Consider the following 18,183-nt stretch of genomic DNA (forward strand, 5'->3'; position numbering starts at 1 on the left):
TAGCGCGCTCGTAATGATGACGGTTTCCTTCAATTATGACACGTTTGTTAAGCGCCATTACGAGGCGGGGTGCTACGTTCACACCCCGGGCAGGCTTTCACTCAGCGCCAGCAGGCACTTAGGCAAGCGCCGCCAGAGGATTAGGCCAGCGCCAGCCAGAGGATTAGGTCAGCGCCGCCAGAATCTTCTGAGCCAACGCCGGACCAATACCCGGCACCGCCGTCAGCTCCTCGGCGCTCGCCTGCTTAATCTGAGCCACCGACCCGAAGTGCTTAATCAGCGCGGAACGCTTCACCTCGCCCAGACCGGGCACCTCATCCAGGGCGGAGGCAACCATCGCCTTACCACGCTTGGAACGGTGAAAAGTAATGGCGAAACGGTGCGCCTCATCGCGGATGCGCTGCACCAGGTACAGTGCCTGCGAGGTGCGCGGCAGCACGACCGGGTAGTCGTCGTCCGGTAGCCACAGTTCCTCCAGGCGCTTAGCGATGCCGGCAACGTACACGTCCGTAATGCCCAGGTCGCTCAGCGCGGCGGATGCGGCAGCCACCTGCGGCGGACCGCCGTCCACGAGCACCAGGTTCGGCGGGTAGGCAAACTTCGCAGGCTCGGGCGTGGAGGCGTCAATCTCGCCGGAGTGCACGGGCGCGGCTTCGCGTTCCGCCTGCTGCGCCAGGTGCCTCTTGAAGCGGCGCGTAATGACGTCGTACATACTGGCGGTATCGTCACGCGCCGCGTCGCCGGTAATGCTGTAGGTGCGGTAGGCGTTCTTCGCGGGCATGCCGTCCTCAAAGACGACCATGGACGCGACCACGTTCGTGCCCTGCACATGCGAAATGTCGTAGCACTCGATGCGCAGCAGCGGGTCGGGTAGTTCCAGCGCCTCCTGCAGCTCCACGAGGGATGCGCTACGGGTGGTCAAATCGCCGGCACGGCGGCTCTTGTGCAGGGTCAGCGACTGGCGCGCATTCTCGGCAACCGTCTTCATGAGCTCTGCCTTGTCGCCGCGCTGCGGGACGCTAATCTCCACGGGGCCGCCGCGCACCTCCGCCAGCCAGGACGCCAGCTGCTCCTTATTCTCGGGCTCCACCGGCACGAGCACGGAACGCGGAATATCGTAGCTATTCAGGCTCTTCTCGGCATCCTTCTGGGAGGCGAGGCTCGCCGCAATATCGCTGTACACCTGCGCGATGAGCTGCTCAATGAGCTGCGCGTCGGTGCTGTCGTTGACCTTCTCTACGATCCAGCCGCGCTGGCCGCGGATCCTGCCGCCGCGCACGAAGAACACCTGAACGGACGCCTCCAGGTCGTCCTCAGCGTAGGCGAACAGGTCGGCATCCACGGTCGCGCCGAGCACCACGGCGTTACGCTCAAACGCCTTAGTCAGGGCGGCAATATCGTCGCGAAGAATCGCGGCGCGCTCAAAGTCCATATCAGCGGCGGCGGCTTTCATTTCCGCGGTCAACTGGGCGATATGCTTCTCAGCGCCACCACCCATAAACCGGGTCAGCCCGCGCGCCAACTCGCGATGCTCCTCGGCGCTAATCTTGCCCACGCACGGCGCCGCACACTTATCGATATAACCAAGCAGACAGGGCCGGCCGCTATTCTTCGCGCGGTTAAACACGCCATTCGTGCAGGTACGCACCGGGAACACGCGCAGCAGCGCATCCAGGGTTTCACGAATCGCCCACGCCTGCGAATACGGGCCAAAATAGCGCACGCCCTTACGGCGCTCGCCGCGGGTGACCATCGCGCGCGGGTACACGTCATTGACGGTAATCGCCAGGTACGGGTACGACTTATCGTCGCGGAACGCAATGTTGAAGCGCGGCGAAAACTCCTTAATCCAGGTGTATTCGAGCTGCAGCGACTCCATTTCGCTCGCCACCACGGTCCACTCCACGCTCGCCGCCGTATGCACCATTGCGTAGGTCTTCGGGCTCAGCGTCTGCGGGGACGCAAAATAGCTGTTGAGGCGGTTGCGCAGGTTCTTCGCCTTGCCCACGTAGATGACGCGGCCGTCTGCATCGCGGAAACGGTAAACGCCCGGGTCGGTGGGGATTTCGCCGGGGGCGGGGCGGTAGCTGGAAGGCTCTGCCATGGGTACTTTCTCCTCGCTCTACTGGGCTTTCTACTGGGCTACCGGGGACATCCCAGGCTCACGCATACGACAAACCGCGCATCCTGCACCCATCTCCCCCAAAGCGCGGGGGTCGGTGCGTGAATGCGCGGTTTAAGTCTACGCGGTATAGGCGGCGAGTGCCCTAGCCTGCGTCACGTGCGGCTGAGGGCGAAACGTTGTATTCGTGCTTTCGCGCCTGACCGGACAGCTGAGCAATCTCGTCCATGATCTTGTCGGTGGTGACGCGGCGCTGCTTGCCGGTCATCTTCTCACCGGTCTTCTCAAAGTAAAGCGGCTTGCCCACACGAATCGTGAAGCGGCGCGGGTAAATCATGTTCGAACCGGGCTTCTGCAGGCGGTCGGTACCGATCAGGCCGACCGGAACCACGGGCGCGCCGGTCATGTGCGCCAGCCACGCCACACCAATCTTGCCGCGGTACAGGTAGCCGTCGCGGGAGCGGGTGCCCTCGGGGTAAATGCCGAAGACCTTATCCTCCTGCAGCTTCTCCAGGGCAATATCGAGTGCCTTGAGCGATTCGGAACGGTCGGAGCGGTTCACGGGAATGATGTCCACGGCTTCGAAGAATGCCTTCATCATCTTGCCGCGCGGGCCGGGGGTGTTCACGTACTCAGCCTTCGCGAGGAACGCCACGCGGCGCGGCATCATGGCAGAAATAATGATGGAGTCCAAGAAGGACAGGTGGTTGGAGGCGACAATCACCGGGCCGGTAGCGGGGAAGTTTTCGAGTCCGGTCACGCGGGCACGGAAGACGGTGCGCAGGATTCCGGTGACTGCTTTCTGGGTGGATTTGTAGAGAAGCACGTGAACTCTCCTGAGGTGCCGATAGATTGCGGGCTGTGGCGGCGGTCCGCCGTGGATGCGGGGTGAGTGGCCCCTTCTGAATATACGCCGCCAAAGAGCACAAAATCTGTACTGCAATAACCTGTGCCGCAAAAAATTTGTACTGTGTTTAGTAGCGTCGGGTTTTATTATTCCACACCCGAGTGTAGGCACGTGAGGGGTGCCGCGCTCCCCTTCCACATGCTGGGATGCGCCTCCCGCCCAAGTTCCTGCGAGAGCCCCGGCAGGAGCTCAAGTAAGAGCCGAGTAGAACCTCCGATAGAGGGAACCTGCACGACTTCCGCCCCGGCGCCTCCTCCCCCGTTACAGGCGGGGAAGTGGCACGGAAGCTAAGGGTTCAACCTCAATGTAATATTTCAGGTTTTCCGCCTTATGATTGCCGACTTCCCCGCCAAATAGCCGTGTCACATTATGACGCTACGTCAGCAAAGTTTCGTAAATGCGCATTTAATATGCAAAAATGAGAGCAGGGTGGGCTGTCGCACCTCCCTCAAGGACGATTCACCCTGAACATAGTGAGCCGCCCCTCCAGCGGATGTGCGTCGGGACCACTCCACCTACAAATTCCACGCACACTGGAGACATACACTATGGCTACAAAACCCGTCTCGCGTGCGCAGGCAGCAAAGATTGCCCGCCGCTCAGACACGGTCGGTGCCTATGCCGGAAAAGGCTGGGTACAGGCTGTTGCGTTTGTGATGCTCCTGGGCTTCACCATCATGGCAGTCCTTGCAATGCGCACCTACGCACTCTCCATGCCGCTCCCCGATAAAATCGTCGGCAACGACGGCAAAACTATCGCAACCCAAGAACAGATTCTGCACGGTCAGGAACTGTTCCAAGGACGCGGCCTGCAGCAGTACGGATCCGTCCTCGGCCACGGTGCCTACCTCGGCCCCGACTACACTGCAGAATACCTGCGCCTGACCACCGATGCTGCCGTCAAGGAGTACCGTGAACAGGGCAAGCAGGACCCCCGCGAACTCGTCAAGAACGAGTGGCGCAAGGAGAACAAGTACGACGAGCAGACTAAGACCATCACCTGGTCCGCTGGTGAGACCAAGGGCTACCAGCTCATGCTCAAGCACTACCGCGAAACCCTCATGAAGGGTGACACCTCGCAGGGCCTGTTCCCCAACGCCATTAAGAACGACGAAGAACTGCACGACATCGTCGCATTCTTCGGCTGGACCGCATGGGCATCGGCGGCAGACCGCCCCGACCAGCCCTACTCCTACACCAACAACTGGCCCTCCGAACCCAACGTGGACAACAAGCCCACCGCGGATTTGATGGTCTGGTCGGCACTCTCCCTGATTGCCCTCATCGGTGGTACCGGTCTGATGTTCGCTATCTACGGCCGCTGGTCCCGCGCTATCGGCTGGCACGCGGAAGAGGCACCCGTCCTCGACTTCCGTCAGCCTGACGAAGTTCGCCTGACCCCCTCGCAGAAGGCAGCCTGCCTGCTCTTCGCAACGATCCTGGTGCTGTTCCTGCTGCAGGCTCTGGTGGGTGCGCTCACCGAGCACTACCGTGAAGAACTCACCGGATTCTTCGGTATCGACATGGGCCAGTTGCTGCCCTACACGGTATCCCGAACCTGGCACCTTCAGCTCTCCCTCTTCTGGACCGCAGGCGCGTTCCTGGCGGGCGGTATCTTCATCGCCCCGCTGATTACCCGCCGCGAACCCAAGAAGCAGGGTCTGCTCACCTATGTTCTCATCGGCGCCGTGGTCTTCGTGGTCCTCGGCTCGCTGCTGAACGAATGGTTCTCTCAGAAGGGCCTCATCCCCAAGGAATTCACCGGCTTCTTCTCGCAGCAGTGGGAGTTCCTGGACCTGCCGCGATTCTTCCAGATCCTGCTCACCGCGGGTATGTTCATCTGGATTGTCATCGTCTGGCGTACCCTCTCCGCTCGCCTGAAGGGCTCGAAGAAGACCTCCCTGCCGTGGCTGTTCCTCTTCTCCGGCCTCGCCATCCCCATGTTCTACGCGGTCGGCCTGCTCGCAGGTCAGCGTACTCACGTGACCGTCGCCGAATTCTGGCGATTCTGGGTGGTTCACCTCTGGGTGGAGGACTTCCTCGAACTGTTCACCACCGTCATGGTGGCGTACATCTTCGTGCTGCTCGGTGTGGTCCGCGAGCGCATCGCAATCTCCATCATCATGATGGACGCCGTGCTCTACTCCGTCGGTGGTGTGATCGGTACTCTGCACCACACCTACTTCGTCGGTACCCCCTCCGAGCAGATGGCATTCGGTGCGTTCTTCTCGGCTGCTGAGGTTATCCCGCTGACCTTCCTGACCGTTGAGGCGTGGGGCTTCATGCAGCTGGGTGCTCGCCAGTACTCCAACCGCACCAAGCCTTTCCCGCACCGTTGGGCTGTTATGTTCCTGATTGCTGTGGGCTTCTGGAACTTCCTCGGCGCAGGTGTGTTCGGCTTCCTGATTAACCTGCCGATCGTGTCCTACTTCGAGATTGGTACCGCGCTGACCGCAAACCACGCACACGCATCCATGATGGGTGTGTACGGTATGCTCGCAATCGCGTTCGCGGTGTTTGGTCTGCGCTACCTGATCCCTGAGGACAAGTGGCCTGAGAAGGGTCTGAAGTTCTCCTTCTGGACCCTGAACATTGGTCTGCTGTGGATGTCCTTCATCTCGCTGCTGCCGCTGGGTATTGCTCAGCTGTACAAGTCCGTGGGTGAAGGCTACTACGAGGCTCGTTCCTTCGCGTTCATTCACGACGGTGCTTCCGCCGTGATGGGTTGGATGCGTATGCCCGGTGACGTCATCTTCCTGGTCGGCATTATCCCGCTGATTAAGCTGGCGCTGCTGGGTATCAAGGAGATCTTCTCCAAGAACGCTAAGGAAACCGTCCTGGAGCTGCCCGAACCGCCGCTGTACGAGGTGGTTGAGGACGCTCGCATCGCAGAGTTCGCCGGCGCTAAGGCTGCCGAGGAGCTGCCCGAGCAGACCAGCCCCTACCGTAGCGATCGTCGAGGCTAACCATGCCTGAGCAGATTGCTGGAGTTTCTTTCCTCGTGTGGCTGGCCTGCGTGTACGCGCTCGGTCTGGTCGCCGTGGGTTGGGGCTTCGATATTCTCGCCAAGCGCACCAGCCAGCGCATGGTGGCGGCGCGAACCTTCGGGTTCACCTACCACCAAGAGAGCGACGCGTGGCTCTGCCCCGAAGACCAGTGGCTGTGGGCGACCGCATTCGACTCTGATAACCGAGTGATGCGTTACCGCGCCAAGCCCAGCGTGTGCAACACCTGCCCGATTAAGGACAGCTGCACCGTCTCGGCGAACGGCCGCGAGCTCACCCGTGAAGTGGATGAATGGCCCTACTCCGAGTCGGGTCGTTTCCACCGCGGGCTGGCGGTTGCTGTCTCGCTGCTGGGTGTGGTCATCCTGATTGGTGCTGCCATCGTCTGGCACTCCCCGCTGGAGCTTCTGGTGGAGGGTGCCGCCGCGGTGGTCTGCCTGTCGCTGACCTACCCGCTGGCTGTGAAGCTCATGCGTTCCCCCGCGAACTTCGAGAACGATCCGAAGCATATTCACGCATCCACCGCTGACGAATCGGTGAACGTGAAGATGGACCGTTTCGCGGCGAAGTGGGGTGGCGTATCGAATGAGCGTAAGCGCCGTACCGAGCAGACCCGCAAGCAGATGATTGCGGAGGCAACCCTGCCGGTTCGTACCTCTGCCCTCGACCCGGACCGCCCCGCATGGAGCGGCACCGGCACCTCGGTTAAGCGACTGCACAAGACCACGAACGAGGTCCTGCAGGAGCAGAACCTGGCTGAGGTTGAGGCTGCTGAAAAGCTGGCAGAGCAGATGGCGAAGAAGTAGCGCTGCACAAGTTTTTCCGTTCCGGCGGCTGACCGGCTGGCTGGTCCCGTCTGTTAGCTTCGGCGGCTACCCCGTGTGGAATTCTCTTTTGTTCCTCTTTTGAGTTTTCCATGCGGGGTGCCGCTAAAGCACCGACCGCCGCGATGTACGCCGGGACGGAAAATTCCCCTCCCTAAACTCCCCCACACGCAGCCCGGTTACCGGGCACCCCCTACTACCTGCACCGTACGAGGCGCGGGCAGGTGGGCACACATACCGTCCTCTCCCAATATTTGTGAAGGAAAACCATGGATCCCGTCACTTTGGCAACTATCCTCATCCCAGTTGCCGTCATTGTTCTTTTTATTCTGATTCGTATGTTCCGCGTCATCCCCGAATACGAGCGTGGCATCTCTTTCCGCTTCGGCCACCTGCGTTCGGAGCTGAAGCCCGGCCTGAACGTCGTCTTCCCCCTCGTTGACTCCCTGCAGCGCGTTGATATGCGTGTTATCACCCTGACCATTCCCCCGCAGGAAGTCATCACCAAGGACAACGTTCCCGCCCGCGTGAACGCCGTGGTCCTCTTCCGCGTGACCAACGCCAAGAACGCGGTGCTTGAGGTTGAGAACTACCCGATTGCCACCAGCCAGATCGCGCAGACCACCCTGCGTTCCCTGCTCGGCCGCGTTGACTTGGACACCCTGCTCGCACACCGCGAGGACCTGAACGAGGACCTGCGTTCCATCATCGGTTCGCGCACCGAGCCGTGGGGTATTCAGGTGGAGCTCGTCGAAATTAAGGACGTTGAGATTCCCGAGGCGATGCAGCGCGCCATGGCTCGCGAGGCTGAGGCTGAGCGTGAGCGCCGCGCAAAGATCATTTCGGCACGCGGTGAGCTGGAGGCCTCCAGCGAGCTGAAGGAAGCATCCGACATTCTGAGCCAGTCCCCCGCTTCCCTGCAGCTGCGTTACCTGCAGACCCTGCTGGAGCTGGGTGCCGACCAGAACTCGACCGTGGTCTTCCCGCTGCCCATGGACGTGATTGGTCCGCTCGTGGGTGCACTCAAGGGCGAGAGCAAGTAGACTGTAGACCTTGCATCTTCTGAGGCACCTACGTGCCTGTCACAAAAACCTCGAGTACCATAGGTGCTCGAGGTTTTTGCACGCCCAGATCTTTTTTCACCACCAAGGACCACGATGACTGCCCGCTTTGCACTTTTTCTTTCCAGGATTCCAACTCCGCGCCGCTACGGGCGGATTATGGCGCTTCTCTTAGCATCCCTGGGTGGAGCGGTAGATGTTTTCTCTCATATTCATTACAAAGCTTTGGTTGCCACGCAGACCGGTAATTTTATCCTTCTCATTGCTGATATGAGTCACAGTTCGCAGCACGCTATTCACCTGCGTTGGCTCTCAGTGATTTTCTTTAGCCTGGGGTACCTGGGCGGTCATCTTCTGCACGATCTTTTGGGGCAGAGGGCACACCTGAAACACTGGCGTATTTTTACTCTGGTGCCCTTCCTCCTCGTCTGTTTTGTGACTCCTCTGATTCACCGGGTGAGCGAGCACGGGGTTCAGGTGGGGGCGTTAGCGTTCACTATTGGCCTGCTCATTCATGCACTTGCAGACACCCGTATTGGTGAGAACCCCTTTTCCCTGTTTATGACCAGCGGAAATTGGCGCAAAATGTTAAGCGCCTGGTACACGGCCGGCGCCCTCTATACCCGTGCTATAGCTAATGCTTGCAGCACCCGGAGGGAGCGTGCTGCTGGGAAGCGTGTTGAGGGTCGTCACCCGTCAGCGGATACCTCCCCCGCCCTGTCTGAGGACGAAGGACGCCGCACCCGCAGACGTGCTCTGATGACGGCTTTAGATTACTCCCTGGTGGTCGGGGGATTTGTCGCCGGTGTGATTGCGATGGCTCTCCTAGATCAGCTGGTAGGTAGTATCTCTCTGTGGTTTGTCGGGTGTTTGGCAGCTGGAGCGTTCTGGGTGGGGTTCCGGGCCGAGAAAAATGAAGATGCGGAGAACGAAGCGGCGGCTGATTCGTAACGGTGAGACATATAGAAATATCCCGTGCAGATGAGAGTATCTGCACGGGATATTTCTATGCCGAACATTCTTCGCGAAAGCTAGAAGGAAGGCGTTTGGCCCGCCGCGGGGGTTGGATGAGGTGGTTGCGACGGGCCAAACTGGTCGGTTACACGCCGTAGAGGTGCGGGCGCGGCAGGTACATCAGCCAGTTGGGTGAGGGCCGGAATCCTACCGCTAACGGTTTTCACCGACGCCTTAAGCATAACCGGCACAACCCCCGAACCAGCGGTAGCTTGAGTGAAGCATCAATCACCTATCTCACGCCATGCCGGGACGGTATTCAGCCTAAAAACCGGCACCTAAAGCACCTGCGAGCTGGCTGCGGTGCACCCCCTCACGCAATGCCCGCCAGCTAGCGCAGAGCTAGTCATCTAGCGCAGCGCCCGTCAGCTAGCGCAGAGCTAGTCTTCTAACGCAATGCTCGGTGCGCCTGGTCAAAGAACTCATGCTCGTACACGCACGCCGACAGGTACGCCCGCGCCGCACGCACACGCTGAGCCGGTGAAGCCGCCTCAAACGCACGCTCCACCTCCGCGAGGCTACGCGCCACCTCCGCGGCGAACTCTTCGCCACCATACATGCTCAGCCACTCCGCGTACGGGTGGTCCGCATGATTCTGTGAGGAGAGCACAGCGCCCACCTCTTCGTACAGCCAGTAGCAGGGCAGGATCGCCGCGGCACCGACCACGTAATCATCACCGGCAGCGGTGGCACGCAGGAAATTCGTGTACCCCATCGTAATCGGTGAGGGCCCACCCAGACGCGCACGGTTCGCCAGCCAGCCCTCGTGCAGCTGCGATTCGGCGGCAATCGCCTCGTGCGCGCCGGCGGCCCAGTGCACCTGCGCCTCAGCGATGTCAGCACGCGCCGAGAGGGTCGCGAGCGCACGCGAATAATCACGCAGGTAGAGGGCGTCCTGGTCCAGGTAGAAGGCGAACAGGTCCTCGTCGAGGGTGCCGTCACCGAGGGCACGCACGAAGGGCAGGTCCAGGATCTGGTGCCAGGTTTCGCCACCGGCTGCCCAGAGGGCGGCGGTCCAGGGACCGGCGGGCTTTACGACAGCTTCACCGGCGGGCACGGGGCTGACCGGCAGCAGACGCTCCGGGCTGGTGCCGTCCAGAGTATTGCCCTCAGAGTCGGTGGTGGCGAGCAGGTGATGCCACGGGTACGCGGAGGCGGCAGCCTCCAGGCGGCGGGCACGGGCGGCGTGGTCCACCGGACCGTGGCCCTCACCGGAGCCGACCTGCAGCCCGGCACCTGCGGCAATGGATTCGTGGAGCCAGCGGGTGCTCCACTGCAGGGCGCGGTGGGTGTCTTCGCTGGTCAGAACGCTCTGCTCTGCGGTGTGTTCTGCGGCTTCAGTGTGCTGGAGCAGTTCCACGCCCAGGCGGGTTGCCAGCGAAGAGGACAGGGAGCATCCGGTGCCGTGCGTATTACGGCTGTCCAGGCGCGGGGTGTGTACGTGCGCGCAGGTGCCGTCCGGGAAGACCGCGGTGTTACCGGCGTCCTGACCGCACAGGTGGCCGCCCTTCACAATCACGGTGGTTCCGGTCGCCGCCGCAAGGTTCGCCGCCTGCTCGTGCGCCTCATCGAAAGTCTGGGCGGGCTCCTTCTCACAGAGCACGGCGAGCTCCGGAATGTTCGGGGTGATCACATTCACGAGCGGCACGAGGTCGCGAAGCGCCTGCTCCGCTTCCGCCTGTAGCAGGCGGTCACCGCTGGAGGCAATCATGACCGGGTCGAGCACAACCACGGGCACGGGGTGCTCGCTCAGCCAGGTGCGGACGGTACGGATCGTGTCCGCGTCGCCGAGCATGCCGATTTTCACGGCATCCACCGTGACGTCATCAAAAACGGCGGCAAGCTGAGCGGTCAAAAACTCCAGGGGCGGGGTGAATACTTCACGAACCCCACAGGTGTTCTGAGCGACCAGCGAGGTGGTCACGCACATGCCGTAACCGCCGGATGCGGTAATGGATTTGAGGTCCGCCTGAATGCCCGCACCGCCGGAGGGGTCGGTTCCCGCAATCGAGAGGACCCTCGGCACGCGAGCTGTCTGAGATGCCCGGGGGTTTCCGGAGGCGCTCGCGCCGGGTACAGGGTTGGTGGGGGTGGTGGGTGCGCACGAGGGCGCGGTAGGCTGCTCTGCCATTATCGATAATCCCTTCGCTAGTTCGAACTAGAGCAGGTTCAATGGGTGATTCTCTCAGCCTTGAGTTTTCTTACGCCGTTTCGTGCGCCCCCTGTGCCGTATGCCCTTCGTTGGGCGGGTGTTGGGCGGGTCAGCGGGTCGCGGGCGTCTCAAGGCACCCCATATCGCTCTGCCAGGTTATCACAACGATTCTCAGTAGCTGAAAGTTTTGCGGGTGACAAGTGAATCTCTCCGAAATTTTCGTTTGAGCATTGCGGTACTGCACCACCATTCCGGCTCAGGTTTTCCAGCGCAGGCTTCAGCACCCCCCCCCAGAACTCGCCCGTTAAAAGGCAATGCCCGGCACCGCTTTAGACGGTACCGGGCACTATCAGCCGGACATATCGCCGGGCATATCCACCGGGCTAGGCCAGAGCTTAGGTGAGGGCGAAAATCTCTGCCGGTGAACCCTCCGCAATGATCCTGCCCTCGTGCAGCAGGACCGCACGGTCAGCCAGCGAGGCGATACGCGCATCGTGCGAAATAATCAGCACCGCACGGTTCGCCAGCACGGCGCTCAGGGACTCGGTTGCGTCCGCGAGCTCCAGCTGAGTGGTGGACTCGTCCAGAATCACGGCGTGCGGGTCAGCAAGCACAATACGTGCCAGCGCCAGCTGCTGAATCTGGTCGCGAGTCAGCGGCGAATCCGCGCCGCTCACGACAGTATCCATGCCCTGCGGCAGGTCGCGCCACCAGCGGGCACCGATAGCGTCCAGCGCCTCGCCCATCTGCTCGACGGTTGCATCCGGCACGACCACCGTGAAGTTATCGGCGAGGGTGCCGAAGAAGACATGTGCCTCCTGGGTGCAGACCAGCAGTCGGGGGCGGCCATCGGCGGCGGCATCGGTCGGGAAGTCGCCGTGACCAACCGGGCGACCCATCACGGTGATGGTGCCCTCCAGGGCGGTCAGCGAACCACCAATCAGACGCGCCAGGGTGGTCTTACCCGAACCGGAACGACCCACCAGGGCGAGCGCCTCACCGCGGCGAATCTTCAGGTTGATGCCTTCAAGCACCAGGGCGTCCGGGGAGTAGCCGTAGGAGACGTCGGTGCAGTCAATGGCGTACTCCGGGTTCTTCACGGCTTCATCCAACACCTTGGAGAAGGCCTCGGCCCGGTGCTGTGCGCGCTCCTCACGCTGCTTCTTCGCCAGGGAGACCACACCAAACACGCGGCCCATGTTCACGAGCATGATGCGCAGGCTGCTGACGTGGTGGTTCAGCATGTCGGCGAGGGTTCGCAGGCTGAAAACCATGACCGAGGCGGTCGCTACGGCGCCCCAGCTTGCCCAGCCGAGAGCCACGCAGGCGGCACCCCAGAGCATGCACAGAACCGTGGGGATCCAGGCGTTGATAGCGTCCACGGTGAAGTACAGCTGGCGGATGCGCACCATGCCCAGCTGCGCGGCGAACTGGCGCTTGTTCTCGCCGGCGAAGGCGTCTTCACGGGCGGTATGAATGCCCAGCTCACGGATTGTGGAGGTGCCGCGAATGTTCTCGGTCAGCACGCTGTTGAGGTCGCTCACGCGCTCCTGAGCGGTCTGGTTGCGTGCCGCCATGAGCGGTAGCATCTTCGACATGATGAGGGCAAGACCGGCAATCATGGGCAGCATAATCAGACCCATTGCGGGGCTCACAAACGCCAGGGAGAGCGTAGAGATAATGAAGTACAGCAGCACGTAAATCGCGCCGAGCAGGTCCTCACTGACGGATTTTGCTGCCGAGGAGAGGTCGTCGGTCACGCGGGTGAGCAGGTCGCCGCTGCCGGCTTCTTCCACGGTGCGTGCGTCCAGGTCGAGGGTGCCGTCGAGGGTGTCCTGGTTGGCGTCACGGGTGACGAGCGCACCCAGTCGCGCCGCACTGTACGAGGAGACCATGAGGGTTATCGCCTGCACGATGAATGCCGCCAGGATAATCAGAATCGGCTGCCACGGGTAGCTGGAGAACTTGCCCGCCACCACGTCGTCCACGGTGGCACCAATCTGCAGGGGCACCACCGCACCCATGAGGGTGCTGACCATGTAGATGACGAAGGTGTAGAGGGCTCGCCCCTTATGCGCCGCGAGGTAGTTCCACATGCGGCGTGCCACGTAGGCGGGGGTTTCGATGGGGAGCTGCTTTGCCATGCTAGTTCACCTCCTGATTCTGAGTGGTTGCGGGGGTTTCTGCCTGAGCGACGGGGTAGCCGTCGCGTTCCATGCGGCGGGTCGTCTCCGCGGTCGTGGAGACAACGTAGACCTGCTTCATATCCTGTAGCAGGCCGGGGTAGCCGACGGGCAGGCGGTCGCTACCGACCTGGGTTTCCATCGCATCGTAGATGTAGCGCTGGCTGGGTTCGTCCACGGAGTTCAGCGGCTCGGTCAGGATGAGCACCTGCGCATCCTGTGCGAGCGCGCGGGCAAGTGCCAGACGCTGACGCTGACCGCCGGAGAGGTTCGCGCCTTCGCTGGTGATGCGGGCGGCGAAGTAGTCTTCGGGGTTGCGTCCGCCCAGTCGGTAGGCGATTTCGCGGGAGTCGGTAATCTTCAGCAGCTCCTCATCCTTTGCCTGTGCCAGCTCCTCGTCGGGGTTCGGCACGGTGCCCAGGCGCAGGTGCTCCTGCAGGGTTCCCGCGAAAATCATGGGGTTCGGTTCGCTCAGCAGCACGCGGCGGCCGGTTGCGTCCTTGAGGTCCTCTCCCCCGCGTCGCAGGGTGCGGGCAAGCGCCTCGGCGTAGTCCTGCGCGGTGAGGTTGTAGTCGCGCGGGTTGACGTACACGATGCGCGGGTTGCTTGCACCGGCGGGGGCGACGGGTACGGGCACCTCGAGGGTGCTCGCCTCGACTGCCTGTTCGGCGCGTGCCAGCTGCGCCATTTCTTCGTCGGTGCGCGGGCTCTTCAGCACGCCCTGGCGTACGCCCGCGTGACCTTCGAGGCGGGCGACCTTGGCGAGCGCAATCTTGGCGTATCGCCATGCGGTGAGGAAGTTCTGGGTAATCCAGATGGGGCCGCCCATCATCGCGATAATGGAGGCGACGGTCACCAGGGACGCGGCGGGTGTGTCGGATACCCAGCGGCCGTTTTCGACGTGGCCGGTGAGGGCAAAGCCGATGCCGAGCAGGGTCACGGCACCGCCGAGCAGCGCGCGGATGAGGAACATCCAGCGGTGCGTCTTTTCGTAGCGCATGTAGCTGTCGAAAACTTCGTCGGTGCCGCGGTGGTAGCGTTCACGCATCTGCTCTTCGGCGCCGAGGCCGGCGATGGTGCGCAGACCGGTGGCGATGTCGGAGGCGCGTGAGGAGGCTTCGCCGTCCTTTTCGCGGTATTCGCCGATCTTGGATTCGAGGAAGGTCGAGTACCAGGCGATAACGCTAACCACGATAATCGTGCCGATGAGGGTGACAATCGCGGTGGCGGGGTTGATCAGCCAGAGCTGCACGGCACCGAGGGTCGCGATGATCATGGCGTTGACGAATAGCGGCAGTGAGAAGTAGACATCCGTAATGCGGCGTACGTCTTTGTTCATGACGGTGACCGCTTCGCCGGAGTCTACGCCAGCGCGGGTGCGCCCCATGAGCCGGTTGATGTAGATACGCCAGTCGCGGCTAAGTTCCGCGCTGAGGGTCATGGAGGTGCCCCAGCCGAAGAACTCATTAATCACGATGAAGGTGATGGCTGCGACGACCACCCAGAACATGGGCCAGGCGTCGGGGGCTTTGCCGGCGATGTGCTGGTTGATGAATTGACCCACCATGACGGGGATAAGAATCGCACCGGTACCCGCGGTGGTTTCACCCGCGACGGGGATTGCCCAGCGGTGCCAGGGGTATTTGTATCCGGGTGCGGTGACGCGCAGGGCGAGGCGCTTTTTGAGGGCTTCCTCTTCTGCCTTGCGCTGTTCGCTACCGGTTACTTCCTGTGCAGCTTTTTTCTGCGCAGTTTTCTTCTGAGCGGCTTTTTCCTGCGTGGTTTTGTTATGCATGGATTCTTCATGCGTAGCTTCTTCACGCGCGGCGTTTTCTTGTGCCTTGTCAGCGTTGTATTCAGTCATTCAACGTCTCTCCTTTCTCTTACCCTATTCCTTTATCAATGTGGCACGCAACACTATTTACGCAATAGATGGGCGTGTCGTCATTTATGCAACGTATTTTGGGGCGTGTATCGACCGCACAGTATGGTCCGGCATCAATCGGCGGACTTGAACCTAGGCGGTAATTTATGCGGCATGGAACCCTGCGGTGTGAGGCTCTGCAGTGTGGAGCCCTGTGCCTTTGACCTTCTGAGCGCCAGGTTGTGCATCACTGCATCTAAAACGCTTTATTCCACCCTACCTGAACTTTAGGTTTTCCCGCATTAGAGCACGCGACTTTGCACCTATGCCGAGTTGTTCCCTCGTAACGATAACGCCCCCGCGTCCGCCCTATTCCCGATAGACTGGAATCCTCATGAGTATTTTGAATTTTCTTTCTCCCTCGCTGGGCGAGAACCCCGGCGATTACAATCGACGCGATTTCAAGGTCAACCCCCTCACCGCCGAAGAAATCTATGAGGCGTTCACCGAGTGGATTTCAACCCGCGGCATGACCCTGTACCCCGCCCAGGACGAGGCTGTTCTGAGCATTGCCGCCGGACATAACGTGGTGCTGGCAACCCCGACCGGTTCGGGTAAGTCCACTGTGGCTGTTGCCGCGCATTTTACGGGCCTGGCGACCGGTCAGCGTTCCTACTACACCGCCCCCATTAAGGCGCTGGTGTCTGAGAAGTTCTTCGACCTGATTAATATTTTTGGTGCCGAGAACGTGGGCATGATTACCGGCGACTCCGCCATTAATACGGAGGCGCCCATTATCTGCTGCACCGCGGAAATTCTCGCCAATATTGCCCTGCGCGAGGGTAAGGATGCGGACCTGTGCCAGGTCATCATGGACGAGTTCCACTTCTACTCTGACCCGCAGCGCGGCTGGGCGTGGCAGCTTCCCCTGCTGGAGCTTCCGCAGGCGCAGTTCCTGCTGATGAGCGCAACCCTGGGCGATACGACTCGCTTCCAGGAGGAGATGACGGCGCTGACCGGTCGTGAAAGTGACCTGGTGGCGCATTCTGAGCGTCCCATTCCGCTGCATTTCTACTACTCCACCACCCCGGTTCAGGAGACGGTGCAGGAGCTCGTGCAGACCAAGCAGACTCCGGTCTACATTGTGCACTTCTCGCAGAAGGCGGCGCTGGAGCAGGCGAACGCGCTGCTGTCGGTGGCTATTGCTTCGAAGGAAGATAAGGAACGCATCTCCGAGCTGATTGCTAAGTTCCGTTTCGGTCCGGGCTTCGGTAAGGCGCTGAATAAGCTGGTGCGTGCCGGTATCGGTATTCACCACGCGGGCATGCTGCCCAAGTACCGCCGCCTCGTGGAGCAGCTGGCTCAGGAGGGTCTGCTCAAGGTGATTTGCGGTACCGACACCCTGGGCGTGGGTATTAACGTGCCGATTCGTACCGTGCTGATTACGGCGCTGTCGAAGTTTGACGGTGCCCGTAGCCGTCGTCTGCGTGCCCGCGAGTTCCACCAGATTGCTGGACGCGCGGGCCGCGCCGGTTTTGATACCGCCGGCACCGTGGTGGTTCAGGCTCCCGAGCACGATATTGAGAACGCGCGCCTGCTGGCGAAGGCGCAGGCGAAGTTCGGTGACGACACCAAGCGCATTAACCAGTCGCTGTCCTCCAAGCGTAAGAAGGCGCCGGAAGGCTTCGTTGGCTGGTCCGAGAAGACCTTCGACCAGCTGGTAGAAGCCGCCCCGGAGCCGCTGACTTCCTCCTTCGACATCACCCACTCGATGCTGCTGAACCTGATGCACCGCCCGGAGAACCCGGTCATTGCCGCGTACCGCATCATTCAGGAGAACCACGAGAGCCCTGCGCGCCGCCGCGAGCTGCTGCGCAAGGCAATTGGCATCTACAAGGAGCTGCTGACCGGCGGCGTGATTGAGCGAACCAACACCCCGGACGAGCACGGCTCCTACCTGCGTCTGACCGAAGACCTGCAGGATAACTTTGCCCTGAACCAGCCGCTGTCCGCTTTTGCGGTCGCCGCGCTGGAACTGCTCGACCCCGAATCCCCCAGCTACGCGCTGGACGCGCTCTCCCTCATTGAGGCGACCCTGGATTCGCCGAACCAGGTGCTGTACGCGCAGGAACGCAAGGCGAAGAACGAGCTGTCGGCGCAGCTCAAGGCGGACGGTGTGGACTACACCGAACGCATGAACGAGCTGGACAAGGTCACCTACCCGCAGCCTCTGGCGGAACTCATTGATCAGGCGTACACGACCTACAAGCAGTCCGCACCGTGGGTTGCACGTTTTGAGCCGCGCCCCAAGTCGATCGTGCGTGACATGTACGAACGCGCGATGGGCTTCAACGACTTCGTGCAGTACTACTCGCTGGAACGCGCCGAGGGCGTACTTCTGCGCTACCTCTCTGACGCGTACAAGGCGCTGCGCCACACCATCCCCGATTCTGCCGTGACCGACGAGCTCGACGACATCATCGAGTGGCTCGGCGAGCTGGTACGCCAGACCGACTCCTCCCTGGTGGACGAGTGGGAGAAGCTGGCTGCCGGCGAAGACACCGCGACCGTTGCAGCCGAGCACGCCTCCATCGAGGAGGAAGAGCCTCCCGCCGTGACGAAGAATCTGCGCGCCTTCCGCGTGATGGTGCGCAACGCCCTCTTCCGCCGTGTGGAGCTCTTCGCTGAGGAGCGTGACCGCGCCCTGGGTGCCCTGGACGAGTGGTGCGGCTGGGATGCCGACCGCTGGGCGGACGCCATGGACGACTACTTCGACACCTACGACGATATCTACACGGACGCCGACGCGCGCTCGCCTCGCCTGGTCAGCATGGACGAGGACACCGCCGCTCACCCGGGCGTATGGAAGGTTCAGCAGAGCTTCGCCGACCCCGAAGATAACTTTGACTTCGGTATTCGTGCCGAGGTTGATTTGGCGGCCTCCGATGAGGCGGGCTACCCGGTGCTGAAGATTCTGAGCGTGGGCGAGTTCTAAGGCTCCAATTGAGACTCCGATTGAGACTCCGCCCGAGGCTCTGCCACGATGTTGCC

General features: G+C 61.6%; 10 protein-coding genes and 1 riboswitch. Of the genes, 5 read left to right on the plus strand and 5 right to left on the minus strand.

What is annotated here, in order from left to right; translation table 11 throughout:
• Positions 1–163: 163 nt before the first annotated feature.
• Both uvrC and HMPREF2710_RS06515 read right to left on the minus strand, forming a co-directional pair.
• A complete protein-coding gene (uvrC, locus tag HMPREF2710_RS06510; RefSeq protein ID WP_005506184.1) occupies positions 164–2,104 on the minus strand; it encodes an excinuclease ABC subunit UvrC in 1,941 nt (646 codons plus the stop codon).
• Positions 2,105–2,267: 163 nt separating this feature from the next.
• Positions 2,268–2,948: a lysophospholipid acyltransferase family protein gene (locus tag HMPREF2710_RS06515; protein ID WP_070600209.1), complete on the minus strand. Its 681-nt coding sequence runs from the start codon at positions 2,946–2,948 to the stop codon at positions 2,268–2,270.
• A 629-nt stretch (positions 2,949–3,577) separates the two neighbouring features.
• Here HMPREF2710_RS06515 and HMPREF2710_RS06520 point away from each other — a divergent pair.
• The 4 genes from HMPREF2710_RS06520 (at position 3,578) to HMPREF2710_RS06535 (ending at position 8,870) form a co-directional block, all read left to right on the plus strand.
• The gene (locus tag HMPREF2710_RS06520) at positions 3,578–5,995 is read left to right on the plus strand and encodes a nitric-oxide reductase large subunit (protein WP_005506188.1); all 2,418 of its coding nucleotides are present in this window, start codon (positions 3,578–3,580) and stop codon (positions 5,993–5,995) included.
• A 2-nt stretch (positions 5,996–5,997) separates the two neighbouring features.
• Entirely contained in the window at positions 5,998–6,840 is an 843-nt protein-coding gene (locus tag HMPREF2710_RS06525) for a transposase (protein ID WP_049341322.1), read from the plus strand.
• Between the two features lie 287 nt (positions 6,841–7,127).
• The gene (locus HMPREF2710_RS06530; protein ID WP_005506196.1) at positions 7,128–7,901 is read left to right on the plus strand and encodes a slipin family protein; all 774 of its coding nucleotides are present in this window, start codon (positions 7,128–7,130) and stop codon (positions 7,899–7,901) included.
• Positions 7,902–8,015: 114 nt separating this feature from the next.
• The gene (locus HMPREF2710_RS06535; protein WP_049341324.1) at positions 8,016–8,870 is read left to right on the plus strand and encodes a YoaK family protein; all 855 of its coding nucleotides are present in this window, start codon (positions 8,016–8,018) and stop codon (positions 8,868–8,870) included.
• Positions 8,871–9,321: 451 nt separating this feature from the next.
• Here HMPREF2710_RS06535 and HMPREF2710_RS06540 read toward each other — a convergent pair whose 3' ends face one another.
• The 3 genes from HMPREF2710_RS06540 to HMPREF2710_RS06550 all read right to left on the minus strand — a co-directional run bounded on the left by HMPREF2710_RS06540 (position 9,322) and on the right by HMPREF2710_RS06550 (position 15,132).
• A complete protein-coding gene (locus HMPREF2710_RS06540) occupies positions 9,322–11,064 on the minus strand; it encodes a bifunctional hydroxymethylpyrimidine kinase/phosphomethylpyrimidine kinase (RefSeq protein ID WP_246824541.1) in 1,743 nt (580 codons plus the stop codon).
• Positions 11,056–11,236: riboswitch (TPP riboswitch) on the minus strand. (Overlaps the previous gene by 9 nt.)
• Before the next feature lie 244 nt (positions 11,237–11,480).
• A complete protein-coding gene (locus HMPREF2710_RS06545) occupies positions 11,481–13,229 on the minus strand; it encodes an ABC transporter ATP-binding protein (RefSeq protein WP_070600211.1) in 1,749 nt (582 codons plus the stop codon).
• Position 13,230: 1 nt separating this feature from the next.
• Positions 13,231–15,132, minus strand: coding sequence for an ABC transporter transmembrane domain-containing protein (locus tag HMPREF2710_RS06550; protein ID WP_070600213.1), 1,902 nt, complete (start codon positions 15,130–15,132; stop codon positions 13,231–13,233).
• Between the two features lie 394 nt (positions 15,133–15,526).
• On the opposite strand from HMPREF2710_RS06550, the gene HMPREF2710_RS06555 reads away from it, so the two are divergent.
• Positions 15,527–18,127 carry a DEAD/DEAH box helicase gene (locus tag HMPREF2710_RS06555; RefSeq protein WP_070600215.1) on the plus strand — a complete coding sequence of 867 codons (2,601 nt, stop codon included), beginning with the start codon at positions 15,527–15,529 and terminating at the stop codon, positions 18,125–18,127.
• Positions 18,128–18,183: the final 56 nt, after the last annotated feature.

Source organism: Rothia sp. HMSC069D01, assembly GCF_001810135.1.
Classification (GTDB): Bacteria; Actinomycetota; Actinomycetes; order Actinomycetales; family Micrococcaceae; genus Rothia.

Bases quoted from the DNA above. Each gene is read 5' to 3' on its own strand.
- uvrC (WP_005506184.1), bottom strand. From the start codon at position 2,104: ATGGCAGAGCCTTCCAGCTACCGCCCCGCCCCCGGCGAAATCCCCACC.
- HMPREF2710_RS06520 (WP_005506188.1), top strand. From the start codon at position 3,578: ATGGCTACAAAACCCGTCTCGCGTGCGCAGGCAGCAAAGATTGCCCGC.
- HMPREF2710_RS06525 (WP_049341322.1), top strand. From the start codon at position 5,998: ATGCCTGAGCAGATTGCTGGAGTTTCTTTCCTCGTGTGGCTGGCCTGC.
- HMPREF2710_RS06530 (WP_005506196.1), top strand. From the start codon at position 7,128: ATGGATCCCGTCACTTTGGCAACTATCCTCATCCCAGTTGCCGTCATT.
- HMPREF2710_RS06535 (WP_049341324.1), top strand. From the start codon at position 8,016: ATGACTGCCCGCTTTGCACTTTTTCTTTCCAGGATTCCAACTCCGCGC.
- HMPREF2710_RS06540 (WP_246824541.1), bottom strand. From the start codon at position 11,064: ATGGCAGAGCAGCCTACCGCGCCCTCGTGCGCACCCACCACCCCCACC.
- HMPREF2710_RS06545 (WP_070600211.1), bottom strand. From the start codon at position 13,229: ATGGCAAAGCAGCTCCCCATCGAAACCCCCGCCTACGTGGCACGCCGC.
- HMPREF2710_RS06550 (WP_070600213.1), bottom strand. From the start codon at position 15,132: ATGACTGAATACAACGCTGACAAGGCACAAGAAAACGCCGCGCGTGAA.
- HMPREF2710_RS06555 (WP_070600215.1), top strand. From the start codon at position 15,527: ATGAGTATTTTGAATTTTCTTTCTCCCTCGCTGGGCGAGAACCCCGGC.